16 protein-coding genes are annotated in these 13,309 nt (G+C 64.3%); 9 read left to right on the top strand and 7 right to left on the bottom strand.

Annotated features, from left to right (window positions below; translation table 11 throughout):
• The 3 genes from BLX41_RS35885 to BLX41_RS21125 all read left to right on the top strand — a co-directional run.
• Positions 1 to 329: LysR substrate-binding domain-containing protein (locus BLX41_RS35885; protein ID WP_259745052.1), on the top strand; the 329-nt coding region annotated here is incomplete at its 5' end.
• 78 nt (positions 330 to 407) lie between these two features.
• Positions 408 to 1,598: a low temperature requirement protein A gene (locus BLX41_RS21130; RefSeq protein ID WP_123726459.1), complete on the top strand. Its 1,191-nt coding sequence runs from the start codon at positions 408 to 410 to the stop codon at positions 1,596 to 1,598.
• Positions 1,599 to 1,679: 81 nt separating this feature from the next.
• Entirely contained in the window at positions 1,680 to 2,045 is a 366-nt protein-coding gene (locus tag BLX41_RS21125; RefSeq protein WP_123726458.1) for a 5-carboxymethyl-2-hydroxymuconate Delta-isomerase, read from the top strand.
• A 12-nt stretch (positions 2,046 to 2,057) separates the two neighbouring features.
• Here the strand turns inward: BLX41_RS21125 and BLX41_RS21120 are convergent, their stop codons facing one another.
• The 5 genes from BLX41_RS21120 to BLX41_RS21100 all read right to left on the bottom strand — a co-directional run bounded on the left by BLX41_RS21120 (position 2,058) and on the right by BLX41_RS21100 (position 6,705).
• Complete coding sequence (locus tag BLX41_RS21120; RefSeq protein ID WP_123726472.1) at positions 2,058 to 2,996, bottom strand: LysR family transcriptional regulator; 939 nt, start codon at positions 2,994 to 2,996, stop codon at positions 2,058 to 2,060.
• 180 nt (positions 2,997 to 3,176) lie between these two features.
• Positions 3,177 to 4,085, bottom strand: a complete 909-nt coding sequence (locus tag BLX41_RS21115; RefSeq protein WP_123726457.1) for a DMT family transporter — start codon at positions 4,083 to 4,085, stop codon at positions 3,177 to 3,179.
• Between the two features lie 21 nt (positions 4,086 to 4,106).
• Positions 4,107 to 5,291 carry a cyanate transporter gene (locus BLX41_RS21110; RefSeq protein WP_123726456.1) on the bottom strand — a complete coding sequence of 395 codons (1,185 nt, stop codon included), beginning with the start codon at positions 5,289 to 5,291 and terminating at the stop codon, positions 4,107 to 4,109.
• 247 nt (positions 5,292 to 5,538) lie between these two features.
• A complete protein-coding gene (gene cynS, locus BLX41_RS21105) occupies positions 5,539 to 6,009 on the bottom strand; it encodes a cyanase (protein ID WP_123726455.1) in 471 nt (156 codons plus the stop codon).
• A 36-nt stretch (positions 6,010 to 6,045) separates the two neighbouring features.
• A complete protein-coding gene (locus BLX41_RS21100) occupies positions 6,046 to 6,705 on the bottom strand; it encodes a carbonic anhydrase (RefSeq protein WP_123726454.1) in 660 nt (219 codons plus the stop codon).
• 108 nt (positions 6,706 to 6,813) lie between these two features.
• Between BLX41_RS21100 and cynR the strand changes: the two genes are divergently transcribed.
• Entirely contained in the window at positions 6,814 to 7,704 is an 891-nt protein-coding gene (gene cynR, locus BLX41_RS21095; RefSeq protein WP_123726453.1) for a transcriptional regulator CynR, read from the top strand.
• Here the strand turns inward: cynR and BLX41_RS21090 are convergent.
• Positions 7,683 to 8,465, bottom strand: coding sequence for a transporter substrate-binding domain-containing protein (locus tag BLX41_RS21090; RefSeq protein WP_123726452.1), 783 nt, complete (start codon positions 8,463 to 8,465; stop codon positions 7,683 to 7,685). The genes cynR and BLX41_RS21090 overlap by 22 nt on opposite strands.
• A gap of 181 nt (positions 8,466 to 8,646) precedes the next feature.
• Here BLX41_RS21090 and BLX41_RS21085 point away from each other — a divergent pair, with 181 nt between their 5' ends.
• From BLX41_RS21085 to BLX41_RS21070, 4 genes are all read left to right on the top strand, one after another.
• Entirely contained in the window at positions 8,647 to 9,309 is a 663-nt protein-coding gene (locus BLX41_RS21085) for a class I SAM-dependent methyltransferase (RefSeq protein WP_123726451.1), read from the top strand.
• 287 nt (positions 9,310 to 9,596) lie between these two features.
• Positions 9,597 to 10,730 carry a ribonuclease D gene (gene rnd / locus BLX41_RS21080; protein WP_123726450.1) on the top strand — a complete coding sequence of 378 codons (1,134 nt, stop codon included), beginning with the start codon at positions 9,597 to 9,599 and terminating at the stop codon, positions 10,728 to 10,730.
• Positions 10,727 to 11,020, top strand: a complete 294-nt coding sequence (locus tag BLX41_RS21075; protein ID WP_072451013.1) for a YcgL domain-containing protein — start codon at positions 10,727 to 10,729, stop codon at positions 11,018 to 11,020. Before rnd ends, BLX41_RS21075 begins: the two co-directional genes overlap by 4 nt.
• 119 nt (positions 11,021 to 11,139) lie before the next feature.
• Positions 11,140 to 12,072, top strand: a complete 933-nt coding sequence (locus tag BLX41_RS21070; protein WP_123726449.1) for a D-2-hydroxyacid dehydrogenase — start codon at positions 11,140 to 11,142, stop codon at positions 12,070 to 12,072.
• A gap of 113 nt (positions 12,073 to 12,185) precedes the next feature.
• On the opposite strand, the gene BLX41_RS21065 is transcribed toward BLX41_RS21070, so the two are convergent.
• Positions 12,186 to 12,779, bottom strand: a complete 594-nt coding sequence (locus BLX41_RS21065; RefSeq protein ID WP_123726448.1) for a nitroreductase family protein — start codon at positions 12,777 to 12,779, stop codon at positions 12,186 to 12,188.
• A 274-nt stretch (positions 12,780 to 13,053) separates the two neighbouring features.
• Here BLX41_RS21065 and BLX41_RS35880 point away from each other — a divergent pair.
• Positions 13,054 to 13,309, top strand: a 256-nt coding sequence (locus BLX41_RS35880) for a YkgJ family cysteine cluster protein (protein WP_404942786.1), incomplete at its 3' end; no start/stop codon positions are given.

Genomic DNA, 13,309 nt, shown 5'->3' with positions numbered 1-13,309 from the left:
CCCCCCCCGCCAATGTCGCCGGCTTCGCCGATGAGTGGCTGGCGGAAATCGGCCGCACCCGCCAGGTGGTGCTGTCGGTGCCGCAGTACAGTTCTTTGCCGGCCCTGCTGGCCGGTACCAAGCTGATTGCCAGCCTGCCCGACTACGCCGCAGCGGCCATGGCGGCCTCGGGGCAGTTGTACGCCGAGCCGTTTCCGTTCAAGACGCCGACCCTGGACCTGTCCATGGTCTGGCTCAGCCATGTCGACACCGATCCCGCCGAGCGTTGGCTGCGCTCGCGCCTGGAAGCCTTCATGAGCGAGCGGGCGCCCCTGGCTGCGCCCTTGTAGCCGTCGCTTGGCAAGCGTCCCGGCGCCTGCTTTGCTCTGTAAGTCCCTGTTCAAACGTCAAACCTGCGGAGTGTGCCCATGAGTCGTTCCCGTTCCCTGTTGCGTGGGCGTGGCAGCCACGACAGCGGCAAGGTTGGCATGGTCGAGCTGTTCTTCGACCTGGTGTTCGTGTTTGCCGTGACCCAGTTGTCCCATTCCCTGCTGGCCCATCTGTCCCTGGGCGGGGCGCTGCAGGTGGCGCTGCTGATGGTGGCGGTGTGGTGGGTGTGGATCTTCACGTCGTGGATCACCAATTGGCTGGACCCGGAAACCCTGCCGATCCGCCTCGGGCTGTTCGTGCTGATGGTGGCGGGGTTGCTGCTGTCGTCGTCGATTCCCCAGGCCTTCGGTGAGCGCGGCCTGCTGTTTGCCTGTGCCTATGTGTTCATGCAGGTGGGGCGCACCGCCTATTCCCTGTGGGCGGTGCGCGGTGAGCCGTTGAACATGACCCGCAACTTCCAGCGAATCCTGTTGTGGCTGATGTTCTCGGGCCTCTTCTGGATCACCGGCGGCCTGCTGGAGGGCCCGCAGCGGCTGACCTTCTGGGGGCTGGCCCTGGCCATCGAGGTGCTGTCGCCATCGCTGTATTTCTGGGTGCCGGGGCTGGGGCGTTCGACCCTGGCCGACTGGAATGTGGAAGGCAATCACATGGCCGAGCGCTGCGGCCTGTTCGTAATCATCGCCCTGGGGGAGTCGCTGCTGGTGACCGGCGCCACCTTCGCCGAGCTGCGCACCAGCGCCCAGGGCCTGCTGGGGTTCGTGGTGGCGGTGCTGGGCAGTATCGCCATGTGGTGGGTGTATTTCGACAGTGGCGCCGAGCGTGCCCACCACCGTATCGCCCACTCCGACGACCCGGGGCGTCAGGCACGCATTGCCTACACCTATCTGCACCTGCTGATCGTGGCCGGGATCATTGTCAGTGCCGTGGCCGATGAGCTGGTGCTGATGCACCCGGAGCACGCCAGCCCGGCCGGGGTGTTGGTGATAGTCGGCGGTCCCTGGCTGTTCCTCCTGGGCTGCGCCCTGTTCAAGTGGGTGATGAACGACCGGCCGTTACCGCCGCTGTCGCACCTGGCCGGGCTCGCGGTCCTGTTGCTGTTGTTGCCGGCCGCCTGGAATCAGCTGTTTTCCGCTCTGGCCCTGGGCAGCCTGACCACCCTGGTGATGGTGCTCGTGGCCGCCTGGGAAACCCTGGCCCTGCGCGAACGGGCAGCGACAGCGGGGCAATGAGACCTGGGGATAATGCAAACGCGGGGTCGGGCTTGTGTAGTATGGAGCGCCTTTTCCCCCTGACAGACCAGGAGTTCTGCCATGCCGCACCTGCATATGGAATACACCGCCAACCTGCCCCAGCTGGACGTCGACAAGGCGCTGCTGCGGCTCAATCACGCGCTGGTGGCCTCCGGGCAGTTTGCCGATGAGTTCGATATCAAGAGCCGGGCAGTGAAGGTCGAGTCATTCCGGGTCGGCACCGGCCTGGGTGAGCGGGCCTTTGTCCACGTCAAGCTGGCCCTGCTCAGCGGCCGCTCGCCGGAGATCAAGAAGCAATTGTCCGAGAGCCTGCTGGCCCTGCTGCAGGACCTGGCGCCCTGGCCTGCGGAGCTGGCGGTGCAGTTGTGCGTGGAGATTGTCGACATCGACCGCGCGTCCTACAGCAAGGCGGCCGTCGGTCTCTGATGGACGCAGGGCCTAAAGCAGGCCCTGGTCGGCGCAGACCTTGACCACCTGTTCACGGAACCAGGTCTGCGCGCTGTCCTGATCGGTGTTCTGGTTCCATTGCATGTCCAGGGTGAATCCCGGCAGGCCGCTGGGGGCCTCGCAATGGTTGAACACCGCTTCGTTGGCCAGCAAGGCCTGGATGCGTCGGGGCAGGGTCAGGATGAAGTCGGTGCCAGTGATCATTTTCAGCGCCGCGCTGTAGCTGTTGGAGCGGGCGACGATCTGCCGCTTGTGCGCCTGGCGGGCCAGCCAGCCATCCACCATGTTGCTGTCCGAGGTCCAGGGCGTAGGAAAAACGTGGCGCCGTTCGATGAACGATTGCAGGCTGAAGCGCGGCTCCTTGGGTGGCGTGGCACGCTTGTCGAAGACGCACACCAGATCGTCCTCCAGCAGCATCTGCGACTTGAAGTCGGCATGGCTGCGATGGAAGTTCGGACCAAAGCAGATCACCAGGTCGACACTGCCGTCACGCAACTCCTCGGCAGGAATATCGCTCTCAAGCTTCTGCACATTGACCGTCACCGGCAGGTCGGCGTAGTCGAACCCCTTGAGCAGGCGCGGCAGGATCAGCAGCTCGAAGTATTCCGGGGCGCAGAGGTTGAAGGTCACGGCCTGGCGGGTCGGATCGAAGGCCTGCACGCCGCTGTGGCACAGGTTGATGCTCTCCAGGATCTTCAGCACGTGGCTGTACATGCTGGTGGCCTTGTAGGTCGGGCGCATGCCGGTGCGGGTGTTGATGAACAGCTCGTCCTCGAAGCCGTTGCGCAGTTTCTTCAGGCAGTAGCTGACGGTCGACTGACTGACGCACAGGGTTTCCGATACCCCGGTGACACTGCTTTGCTCGTACACCGCGATAAAGACCATGAGGTCTTGCATGTCGAGTTTTCTGAGCACGTTGCTGATGAGCATCTGTTCCATCCCGCTGGGCACCTGGCGCCGGTGGCGCACAAACCGGGTCGATGCTAGCGGAACGATCGTCCTAATCAAATGCCCGGGGTGGGAATTGGCGGACAGCATCCGGACATTAAATTCCGATAACACGACCTGCGCAGTTTCGCGCAGAAGAATGTCCCCTGTCTCAGGGTCATTTCAGGCCATGGCGGATGCGGGACGGCTGCCGCGCACCAGGCCGAACATGCCCAGGGCCACCAGCAGGACACCGAGCCCTTCTCCCGGGTGCGGACGCTGGCCCAGCCACAGCCAGTGGAACAGGGTGAGGAACAGGGTGCTCAGATAGATGTAGGAAATCACTGTGGACGGGGCGATGACGCCAATGGCCCGGTGCAACAGCCAGAAGGTTGCCAGGGTCGCGAACAGGGCCAGGTACAGCAGCCACAGCAGGTCGTTGCCGCCGAGCAGGGCGGCGCTGCGCCAGCCGCCGCTGGCCAGGCTGGCGGCAAACAGGAACAGCGCCCCGAAGAGCATGTTCCAGAATGTCATGGCGGCCGGGCTGCGACCTTGCAGGCTGCCGGCCTTGAAGCGCTGGCTGAGGGGTGAATAGATCGCCATGGCCAGGCAGCCCAGGGCATAGACCGCCATGGCATACAGGGAGGGCAACTGCCCCGGCGCGTCCCCCTTGAGCACCAGCAGCAAGGCCCCGGCACCGGCCGCCAGCATCGGCAGCAGGCGGCGTTGCTGGCTGGTGCCGGGCAACAGCCAGCCTTCGAACGCCAGGGTCAGCAGTGGCACCAGGGTGAACAGGGTCCCGGTGTTGACCGCCGAGGTGTAGCGCAGGGCCTCGAACAGCGAGCCGAAGTACAGCGCCAGCAGCAGCCCCAGGATCGCGTGGGCACCCAATCCGGCCCGGGTCGGCGCCGAAGCGCCGTTGAACCACAACCAAGGCATGAACATCAGTGCCGAGAACAACAGGCGCAGGGCGGTCAGCAGCACCGGGTCGATGGCCTGGCTGACCTGGGCGGCCGCGAAGAACGAGGCGGCGATCAGCACTGCCCAGAGCAGCATGCCGAGGTTGGCCTGGGTGAAACTCACAGGATTCATGCAGGCCTCCCGGGCCGAGGCTCAGCGGATGTGCCGGGCGTAATGCCGAGGGTCGAAGCGCAGCACCATGAGGATCATCACGGCCATCACAGCCGTGAGTGACCACCAGGCCCATTCGAAGCTGCCCAACTGGTCGCGGATCATCCCCGCCATCAGCGGCGACAGCCCGGCGATCAGGTAGCCGATGCCCTGCACGAAGGCGGTCAGGCCGCCGGCCCGGCGCGGGTCGGGCAAGTGGTCCAGGGACACGATCAGGCTCATGGGAAACAGTCCGCCAATGCCCAGGCCCAGCAGGCACGGCCAGAGCAGGCTCAGGTGTTGCGGGCTGAGGATCAGGCCGCAGAAGCCGGCAATGATCAGCGCCAGCAGGGCCACCAGCACCAGGCGCCGATCCTGGCTGCGGTTGGCGATGGCCGGGGTGACCAGCCCGGAAATCACTTCCATGGCGGTGAGCAAGCCCAGCAGCAGGCCGGCGTTCTGTTCGCTCCAGCCGTTCTCCACGTAGTAGGGCGCCAGCCACGCCAGCACGCAGGTGTAGGACGCGGTGCCGAGTCCGAAGAACACCGCCAGCAGCCAGGCCCGACGATTGCCGCTAAAGGATTCACGCCCGCCGCCGGAGGCCGGCAGGCTGGGCAGCGAGCTGCGCTGGGCGAACCAGAACACCAGGGCCAGCAGGGCCAGGGCGGCCCAGATCGCCAGGGCCAGGCGCCAGCTGCCGCTGTGGTTCATCACCAGTGGGGCGAAGGACGCCGCGATGGCCGCGCCCCCCATGATCGAGGTGACATACAGGCCCATGAACAGCGAGACGTTATCGGCAAAGCGCGACTTGATCAGGGCCGGCATCAGCGCCTGGATCAGGGCGATGCCGACACCGGCCAGTACGGCGCTGAGAATCAGCTCCGCCGCCGAATCCATGAACAATCGCGAGACCGTGGCCAGCCCGATGATCAGCAAGGACAGGACCACCGTGCGGTGTTCGCCCAGGCGCTGACTGATGGCCATGCCGAAGAACATCGCCAGGCCCATGGCCATGACCGGCAACATGGTCAACAGGGACGCCAGGCTGAAACTCAGGGGGATATCGCCACGGATGCCCGACAGCAGAGGGCCGACGGCGGCCATCGACGGTCGCAGATTGAGGGCCACCAGGACCACGCTGACCATCAGCCAGAGCGCGGGGCGGGAACTTGCACGAACGTTTTCCATAACCAGACCTTCAAGGAACAGGGGACTGATTAGGCGGCGACGGGTGCAGGCGGGGCAAATCAGAAAGTCCGCAGTGCTATTTAAAAATTAAATATTACTGCGGACCTGTAACCGCTGCTGGCTACGATCCGGTGTGCAGGACGGGCAAACCGGGCGCCGCGCTTTTTCGGTAAGGCCCGGCGCCTCGTTGCGTCCCGGCACCGCTTGGCGCAGCGGCGACCGGGTGCAGTGGATCAGGAGCAGTGGATCAGAACGGTTTGGTCGGCAGGTACTTGCCGTCCAGGGTGATCACCGCGCGGGAACCGCCTTCCGGGTCCTCGACCTTCTTGATGTCCAGCTTGAAGTTGATGGCGCTGATGATGCCGTCGCCGAACTGCTCATGCACCAGGGCCTTGAGGGTCGAACCGTAGACCTGGAGCATTTCATAGAAACGGTAGACGGTCGGGTCGGTAGGGATGCCGCCGGCGATGCTGCCCCGCAGGGGAATGCTCTGCAGCAGGCGGCTGGCGTCCTGGTCCAGGCCGAGCTTGTCGCATACCCGATCGGCGGCAGCGGCGGGCAGGGCATGCTGGCCCAGCAGGGCGGCGGTGACGAAGGCCAGGCTCAGTCCGGTACCGTCGGCAAGGTCCTGCCACGACAGGTTCTTGCGCGCCTTGGCGTCGATGATGGTGTCGGCCAGGGCCAGGCGTGGAGCTTGGGCGAATTGGGATTGCAGCATGGGGTGACTCCTCTTGAGTGACGAAACGGGTGCTGCTCAGGCAGCGGTGGAAGCGTGGCTGGCCAGGGCGCAGGTCTGCGGGTACTCGGCCAGGGATACGAAGCGCTGGCTGTTGCCGTCGAGGGCGGCGATGGCGCCGCTTTCGATGTCGTAGACCCAGCCATGCAGGTTCAGCCGGCCCTGTTCCAGGGCCAGGGCCACCGAGGGATGAGTCTTCAGGTTAGCCAACTGGGCGATGACGTTGTCGCGCACCAGGGCATCCAGGTGGTCGGCGGGCGAGGCATGCTGGCGGGCGGCGTTGATCACCTTGGCCGACTCGGCGTGGCGCAGCCAATTGGCCACGGCGGGCAGGTGGTCGAGGCATTTGCAGGTGGAGATGGCGGTCATCGCCCCGCAGTCGGAATGGCCGCAGATAACGATGTCGCTCACCCCCAGCACCGCCACCGCGTATTCCACTGTGGCCGACACGCCGCCGGGTTCAGGGCCGTAGCTGGGGACGATGTTGCCGGCGTTGCGAATCACGAACAGGTCGCCGGGTTCCTGCTGGGTCAGCAGCTCGGGAACGACCCGGCTGTCGGAGCAGGTGACGAACAGGGTGCCGGGGCTCTGGGTACTGGCCAGCTGCTTGAACAGCTCGCTGCGTTGTGGAAAGGCTTCGCGCTGGAACTTGAGGAAACCGTCGATGATGTTCTGCATGGGATTCTCCTTGCGTCGCTGATGGGGCAAGGATGGAAGTTTTCAGCTATAGCGTCCAAGACCGGCTTATTATGCTTTCCATAAGCCCTGCCTATAGTTGGAGCCGTCATGCTCTTGCGTCATATCCGTTACCTGCTGGCCGTGGCCGAGCACTGCAATTTCACCCGTGCCGCCGAAGCGCTGCATGTCTCCCAGCCGACCTTGTCGCAACAGATCAAACAGTTGGAGGAGTCCCTGGGCACGCCGCTGTTCGACCGCTCCGGGCGCAGCGTGCGACTCACCGATGCCGGCCAGGCCTATGTCGTCTATGCGCGCCGCGCCCTGCAAGACCTGCAGGCGGCCAAGCGGGCGATCCATGATGTGCAGGACCTGAGCCGCGGTTCATTGCGGCTGGCGCTGACCCCGACCTTCACTGCCTACCTCACCGGCCCCTTGCTCAGCCGCTTCAACCGGCAGTACCCGGGGATCGACCTGAGCCTTGAGGAAATGACCCAGGATCGCCTGGAAGCGGCCTTGGCCGAGGACCGCCTGGACCTGGGGATCGCCTTTGCCGGCGAGCACCTGGGGGAAATCCACAGCCAGCCGCTGTTCACCGAAACCCTGAGCCTGATGGTCGGCCAGCACTCTGCGCAGCAGGACCGCCAACCCCTGAGTGCGGCGGCCCTGGGCCAACAGTCCCTGGTGCTGCTCAGCACGGACTTCGCCACCCGCCGGCATATCGACCTGTATTGCCGGCAACAGGGCATTGCGCCGCGTATCGCCATCGAGGCCAATTCGGTGAGTGGGATTGTCGAGATCGTGCGCCGCGGGCAGTTGGCGACCCTGCTCCCGAGTGCCATTGCCCGCGAGCAGCCGGGCTTGCGGGCATTGGCCCTGCAATCACCCCCGGCGCCGCGCAGCGTGGTGCTGCTGGAGCGCAGGGGCGCCTATCGCAGCGCCGCCTGCCAGGCCTTTGGGCAGATGCTGCTGGACCAGGACTACGGCGCCGCCAGCCACTGATTCACCACCTGGTCATAGGCACCGGTGGCCTTGCTCAGGTGCAGCCACTGGTCGACGTAGCTTTTCCAGGCCATGTCGTCCCGGGGCAGGAGAAAGGCCTTTTCGCTGTATTGCAGGTAGCGCTCGGGGTTGACCGCGCACAGCCCCGGCTTGTGCTTCTGCTGGAAGCGCGCCTCCGAGGCGTCGGTGATCATCACGTCGGCCTGCTTGGCCAGCAATTGATCGAAGATCTTCACGTTGTCGGCGAACAGGATCAGCTCGGCCTTGGGCACATGGGCCCGGGCGAAGACTTCGTTGGTGCCGCCCGGAGGTTCGATCAGGCGCACCGAGGGCTGGTTGATCTGCTCCAGGGTTGCATAACGCTTGAGGTCCTGGCAGCGCACCAGGGGAATCTTGCCGTCGATCCCCAGGGGCTGGCTGAAGAAGGCTTTTTTCTGCCGTTCCAGAGAGACGGAAATACCCCCTACGGCGATATCGCATTGCTGGCTCTGGAAGTCCGCCATCAGGGTCTTCCAGGTGGTATTGATCCACTTCACCCGGACCCCGAGGCTTTGCGCCAGGGACTCGGCCATGGTGATGTCGATACCTTCGTAGTGGCCGTCGTCGCGCAGGTAGCTGTAGGGCTTGTAGTCGCCGGTGGTGCAGACCGTGAGGTGGCCACGTTCGAGCACCCGGTCCAGATGGGAGATCGGCTCCTGGGCGAAGCTGAGGGCGGGGACACTGAGGCCGAGCAGAGTGCAAAGCAAGAGGCGGGGCAGCATGGGTCGTTCCTTGAAGTGACGGGCGGGACACGGTGCCGGAGCATTATTGGCGTCGCCCTCTGGTCGGGCAAGGGTGGCCTGATACTCCGCCCGGATGAAACCGTTCGCGAGCTTTCGACCTTTTTTTCACGAACGACTGGTTAACCTGTGGTTTCTGGATACCTACAAGAGTTCGCCAGTCATGTCGTCCCACCCCCCACCGTCCATCGAGCTGGAGTTCGCCCGGCGCTATGACCAGGAGCACGCCCGGGTCTGCGGCGAGCCCCGGCCTGCCGGGCTTGCCGCGCGCCTGGCGCTCTGGCGCATGGCACGCCTGGTACGCCATGCCCTGAAGGTGGCCGGGGAGCCGGGACTGATCCTGGATGTGGCCTGTGGTGCCGGGCGCTACTGGCCGGTGCTGGCCGAGCATGGCAACCGGGTGATCCTGGCGGCTGACCCTTCCCAGGACATGCTCAATCATGCCCAGACCCATCACTCGGCCAGCCTGTTGCAACGGGTCAAGACCTTTCACAGCTCGGCTTTCGACATCGGTCTGTCGGCCAATGCGGTGGACAGCATCATCTGCATGCAACTGTTTGCCCATGTGACCCGCAGTGAGGATCGCCTGGCGCTGCTGCGGGAGTTTCATCGGGTCAGCCGTGATTCGGTGATCGTCGCGACCCGGGTCGAGCCGTTGTTCAATATCCTGGCGGCCACGCCGAGTGAGTCCGCAGCGTCACTGGCGATCGGCAGGGTGCAGTTGGAAGGCGAGTTCAAGCAGGCCGGTTTCGAAGTCGTGAGCCAGCAGGATTTGTTGCCCGGCTGTGGGGCGGCGCGGGTCTATGTCCTTAGAAAACCCAGCTAGGTTCTGCACGAAAACTGCCTGCGTTTCGACCATGCCGCGCACTGCGCGCCTTCGGTGCTACGTAGAAACAGGCTCGCAATGCTCATGTAGGCCCCTACACTCCGCTTGCTCGCCTATTTTTGCCTTGCCTGATCTTCACTCGGCGAGCTTTCGTACAGAACCCGATTCCGACTCTCGAACTATTCTTGCCGTCCGGCAGAAGGTTTCGCACCTGCTCTTGTCGGGTGAATGCTCAGAAATCGCCGGAGGCGATATATACTGCGCGCCATTCTTCAAGGGAGAGCCGTGTGGCCATCGATATACATTGGATTCGCGACAACGATAGCCTCGGTCAGCTTTGCGCCGAGTGGCAGCAGCTGCCATTCGTCGCCCTCGACACCGAATTCATGCGGGTCGACACTTTCTATCCCATCGCCGCCCTGTTGCAGATCGGCGATGGGCAGCGCGCTTACCTGATTGATCCTTTGACCATCGACGACTGGAAGCCCCTGGCGTCCCTGCTGGAGAACCCGGCGGTGGTCAAGGTGGTGCATGCCTGCAGCGAGGACCTTGAAGTCCTGCTGCGCCTGACCGGCAGCCTGCCGGCGCCGCTGTTCGACACGCAACTGGCGGCCGCCTACCTGAACCTGGGTTTTTCCATGGGCTATTCGCGCCTGGTGCAGGAAGTCCTGGGCATCGAATTGCCCAAGGGCGAGACCCGCTCCGACTGGCTGCAGCGCCCGCTCTCGGAAACCCAGGTCAGCTACGCCGCCGAAGACGCCGTACACCTGGCCCAGGTCTTTACCGAACTGCAGCCCAAGCTGTCCGCGGACAAGTACCGCTGGGTGCTGGAAGACGGTGCCGAGCTGGTGGCCAACCTGCGCCGCGAAGTGGACCCCAACGAGGTCTATCGTGATGCCAAGCTGGCCTGGAAACTCTCCCGTGCGCAGCTGGCTGTGCTGCGTGAGCTCTGTGCCTGGCGCGAGCGTGAAGCCCGTGCCCGGGACTTGCCGCGCAACCGCATCGTGCGTGAACACGCCCTCTGGCCCCTGGCCAAGACTCAGCCCGATACGCTGGCGGCGCTGGCCAAGATCGAAGACATGCACCCGCGCACTGTGCGTCAGGACGGCGAGTTTCTCCTCGATCTGATCAAGCGCACCGCAGCCCTTGGCCCGGACCAATGGCCACCGGCCGTACCCGAGCCGTTGCCGATCGAAGCCGCAGCCCTGCTCAAGCGCCTCAAGGCAGTGGGCCAGGCCGAGGCCGAGCGTCTGGGCATCGCGCCGGAAGTCATGCTGCGCAAGAAAACCCTGGAGAGCCTGCTCAAGAGCGGCTACCCCAACGGGCCTTACCAATTGCCTGATTCGCTGCGTGGCTGGCGCCGCGAATTGATGGGCCAGGCGCTGCTGGACAGCCTGGCTACCGCCGGAGAACAGCCTTGAAACGTATCTGCTCCATCTATAAAAGCCCGCGCAAGAACGAGATGTACCTCTACGTACTGAAAAGCGAGGCCCTGGAACGCGTGCCGGAAAACCTGCTGCTGGCTTTCGGCAAGCCGCAACATGCCTTCGATCTGGTACTGAGCCCGGAGCGCAAGCTGTCCCGGGAGGACATCCACCAGGTGCTGGAAAACCTCGAGAAGCAGGGCTATCACTTGCAGATGCCGCCGGCGGAAGACGAGTACATCGAGCACCTGCCCGAAGAGTTGCTGCGCCGCAATGATCCGGTCTGACCTGTAGAGGCTCGGTCCCGAGCCTCTGTTCAATGCAACTGACTGACCTGGCCACCGCCTTGATCGATGGAGCAATACTCCGTCGGCGGCGGCCTGCACCGTTTTTTAAGGTTTGAACCATGCGCGTTCTGATTGCCGAACACGATCACGCTGTTTATGCCCGCCTGTTGCGTCAGGCGGCACCGGAGCTGGACGTACTGACCAGTGACGACTCCGCCGAGCTGTCGCGCCTGGCGGCGGATTGCCCGGTTTGGCTGGGCCAGCCGGACCTGTTGGCGACCTTGTTGCGTCAGGGCCATCAGCCCCGGTGGCTGCAATCCACCTGGGCCGGCATCACCCCGTTGCTGGCCGACGGCCTGCCCCGGCATTACCGCCTGACCCGGGCGGTGGGCATCTTCGGCCAGGTGATGGCCGAGTATGTGCTCACCTACATCCTTGGCCATGAGCGCGAAGTGCTGGCGCGCTTGGTCAGCCAGGTGGAGCGCAAGTGGGATAACCGCCTGGGCCAGAGCCTGGTGGGGCGCAAGGTGCTGATCGTCGGTACCGGTGACATCGGCCAGAGCGTGGCGCAATTTCTATTGCCCTTTGGCGTGAAGCTGTACGGCATCGCCAGCCAGGCGCGGGAGCAGGCACCCTTTATCGAAGTGGCCGGCCTGGAAGACCTGGGCCGCTTGGTGGGGGAGGTGGATTATGTGGTCAATCTGCTGCCCAATACCCCGAGCACCCATGACCTGTATGACGCGGCGCTGTTCAAGCAATTCAAGTCCACGGGGCTGTTCATCAACGTGGGCCGGGGTGTTTCCGTGGTCGATGGGGATTTGGTGCAGGCCCTCAAGGATGGGCATCTGGCGGGGGCGGTGATCGATGTCTGCCGCCAGGAACCCTTGCCGCAACGGCACCCGTTCTGGACGGCCTGGGGCTTGCTGCTGACGGGGCACAGCTCGGCGCCGACCTCGCCGGAACTGATGGTGCAGTTGTTCGTCGACAACCTGCGGGCCTACGAGGCCAAGCAGGCCTTGCGCGGCGAAGTGGATTTCGCTCGCGGCTATTGAAACGGACCTGATCGTAGGAGCGAGCTTGCTCGCGAAAGCCGCGCTTGCCAGGCAAGCGCGGCGCCCTTCAGGGCTTCGCGAGCAAGCTCGCTCCTACAGAGGCGATCGCTGCTTTAGAGGCTGAAATCGCCTTCGGCCACGGTCTCGCTCAGTGGACGACGCGGGCTCGGCTCTTCCCGGGCCTGCAGGTAGTCGGCCAGGCTCGACTTATCTCCCAGCTTGCCCACCGCAACCGCAGCGTGCAGTGCATAACCTTCGGGAATCTTCAGCTCCTTGCGGGTCAGCTCCTGGTCGAAGCCGGCCATGCCGTGGGTGTGCCAGCCGCTGAGGCTGGCCTGCAGTGCCAGGTGGCCCCAGGCCGAGCCGGTGTCGAAGGTGTGCCACAGGGCCGGGGTTTCCTCCGTGGCGCCGGGGGCGGTGAAGGTGGTCTTGGAAATCACGATCACCAGGGCCGAGGCATGTTGCGCCCAGCCACGGTTGAACTCGTTGAGCAGGCCGAGGAAGCGCTCCCAGTTCGGCGTATCGCGCCGGGCATAGAGAAAGCGCCAGGGTTGCGAGTTGTAGGCCGAAGGAGCCCAGCGCGCGGCTTCGAAGAAGCTCAGCAGGGTTTCTTCAGGGATGTTTTCGCCGGTGAAGGCCCGTGGCGACCAGCGCTGGGTGAACTGCGGGTGGATGGCGTAATCGGCAACGCGAGGATTGGCGCTCATGCAAAGACTCCAGGCAACGTTAGAGAATGATGGGGTAAACCGGCAGGCGCAGTTGAGCTGGGCGAAGGGGTTTTCCTGACCTTGTGGGGTTCGTCGGGTGCGACGCGGTCGAGCGTTAATGGCACACGGACGCGGGGTGGTCCGAGGGGCAAAGCTACTGTGCCGGCCTGCCGCTGACAAGCCCCGGCCTACCGACAGTCGTAAGCGCTTGGCCCGCCGGGCCTTCGGCACTAGACTGGCGGCCTTTTCACCCTCGGATACTGATGCTTGAGCCATGGCCGCCAAAGTCGAACCTTTCTGGATACGCAAAACCCTCGAACAGCTCGACCAGGACGAATGGGAGTCGCTGTGCGATGGCTGCGGTCTGTGCTGCCTGCAAAAGCTTGAGGACGAGGACGACAACAGCGTCTATTACACGCGCATCGCCTGCAAACTGCTGGACCTGAAAACCTGCCAGTGCAGCGATTACCCCAACCGTCGGGCGTCGGTGCCCGACTGCATCCAGCTGACCCCGGGCAAGGCCGACGAAT

This window comes from Pseudomonas protegens (assembly GCF_003732485.1).
Taxonomy (GTDB): domain Bacteria; phylum Pseudomonadota; class Gammaproteobacteria; order Pseudomonadales; family Pseudomonadaceae; genus Aquipseudomonas; species Aquipseudomonas protegens_B.
The sequence above is the reverse complement of the archived record's forward strand: the minus strand, read 5'-3'. Positions and strand labels throughout refer to the sequence as shown.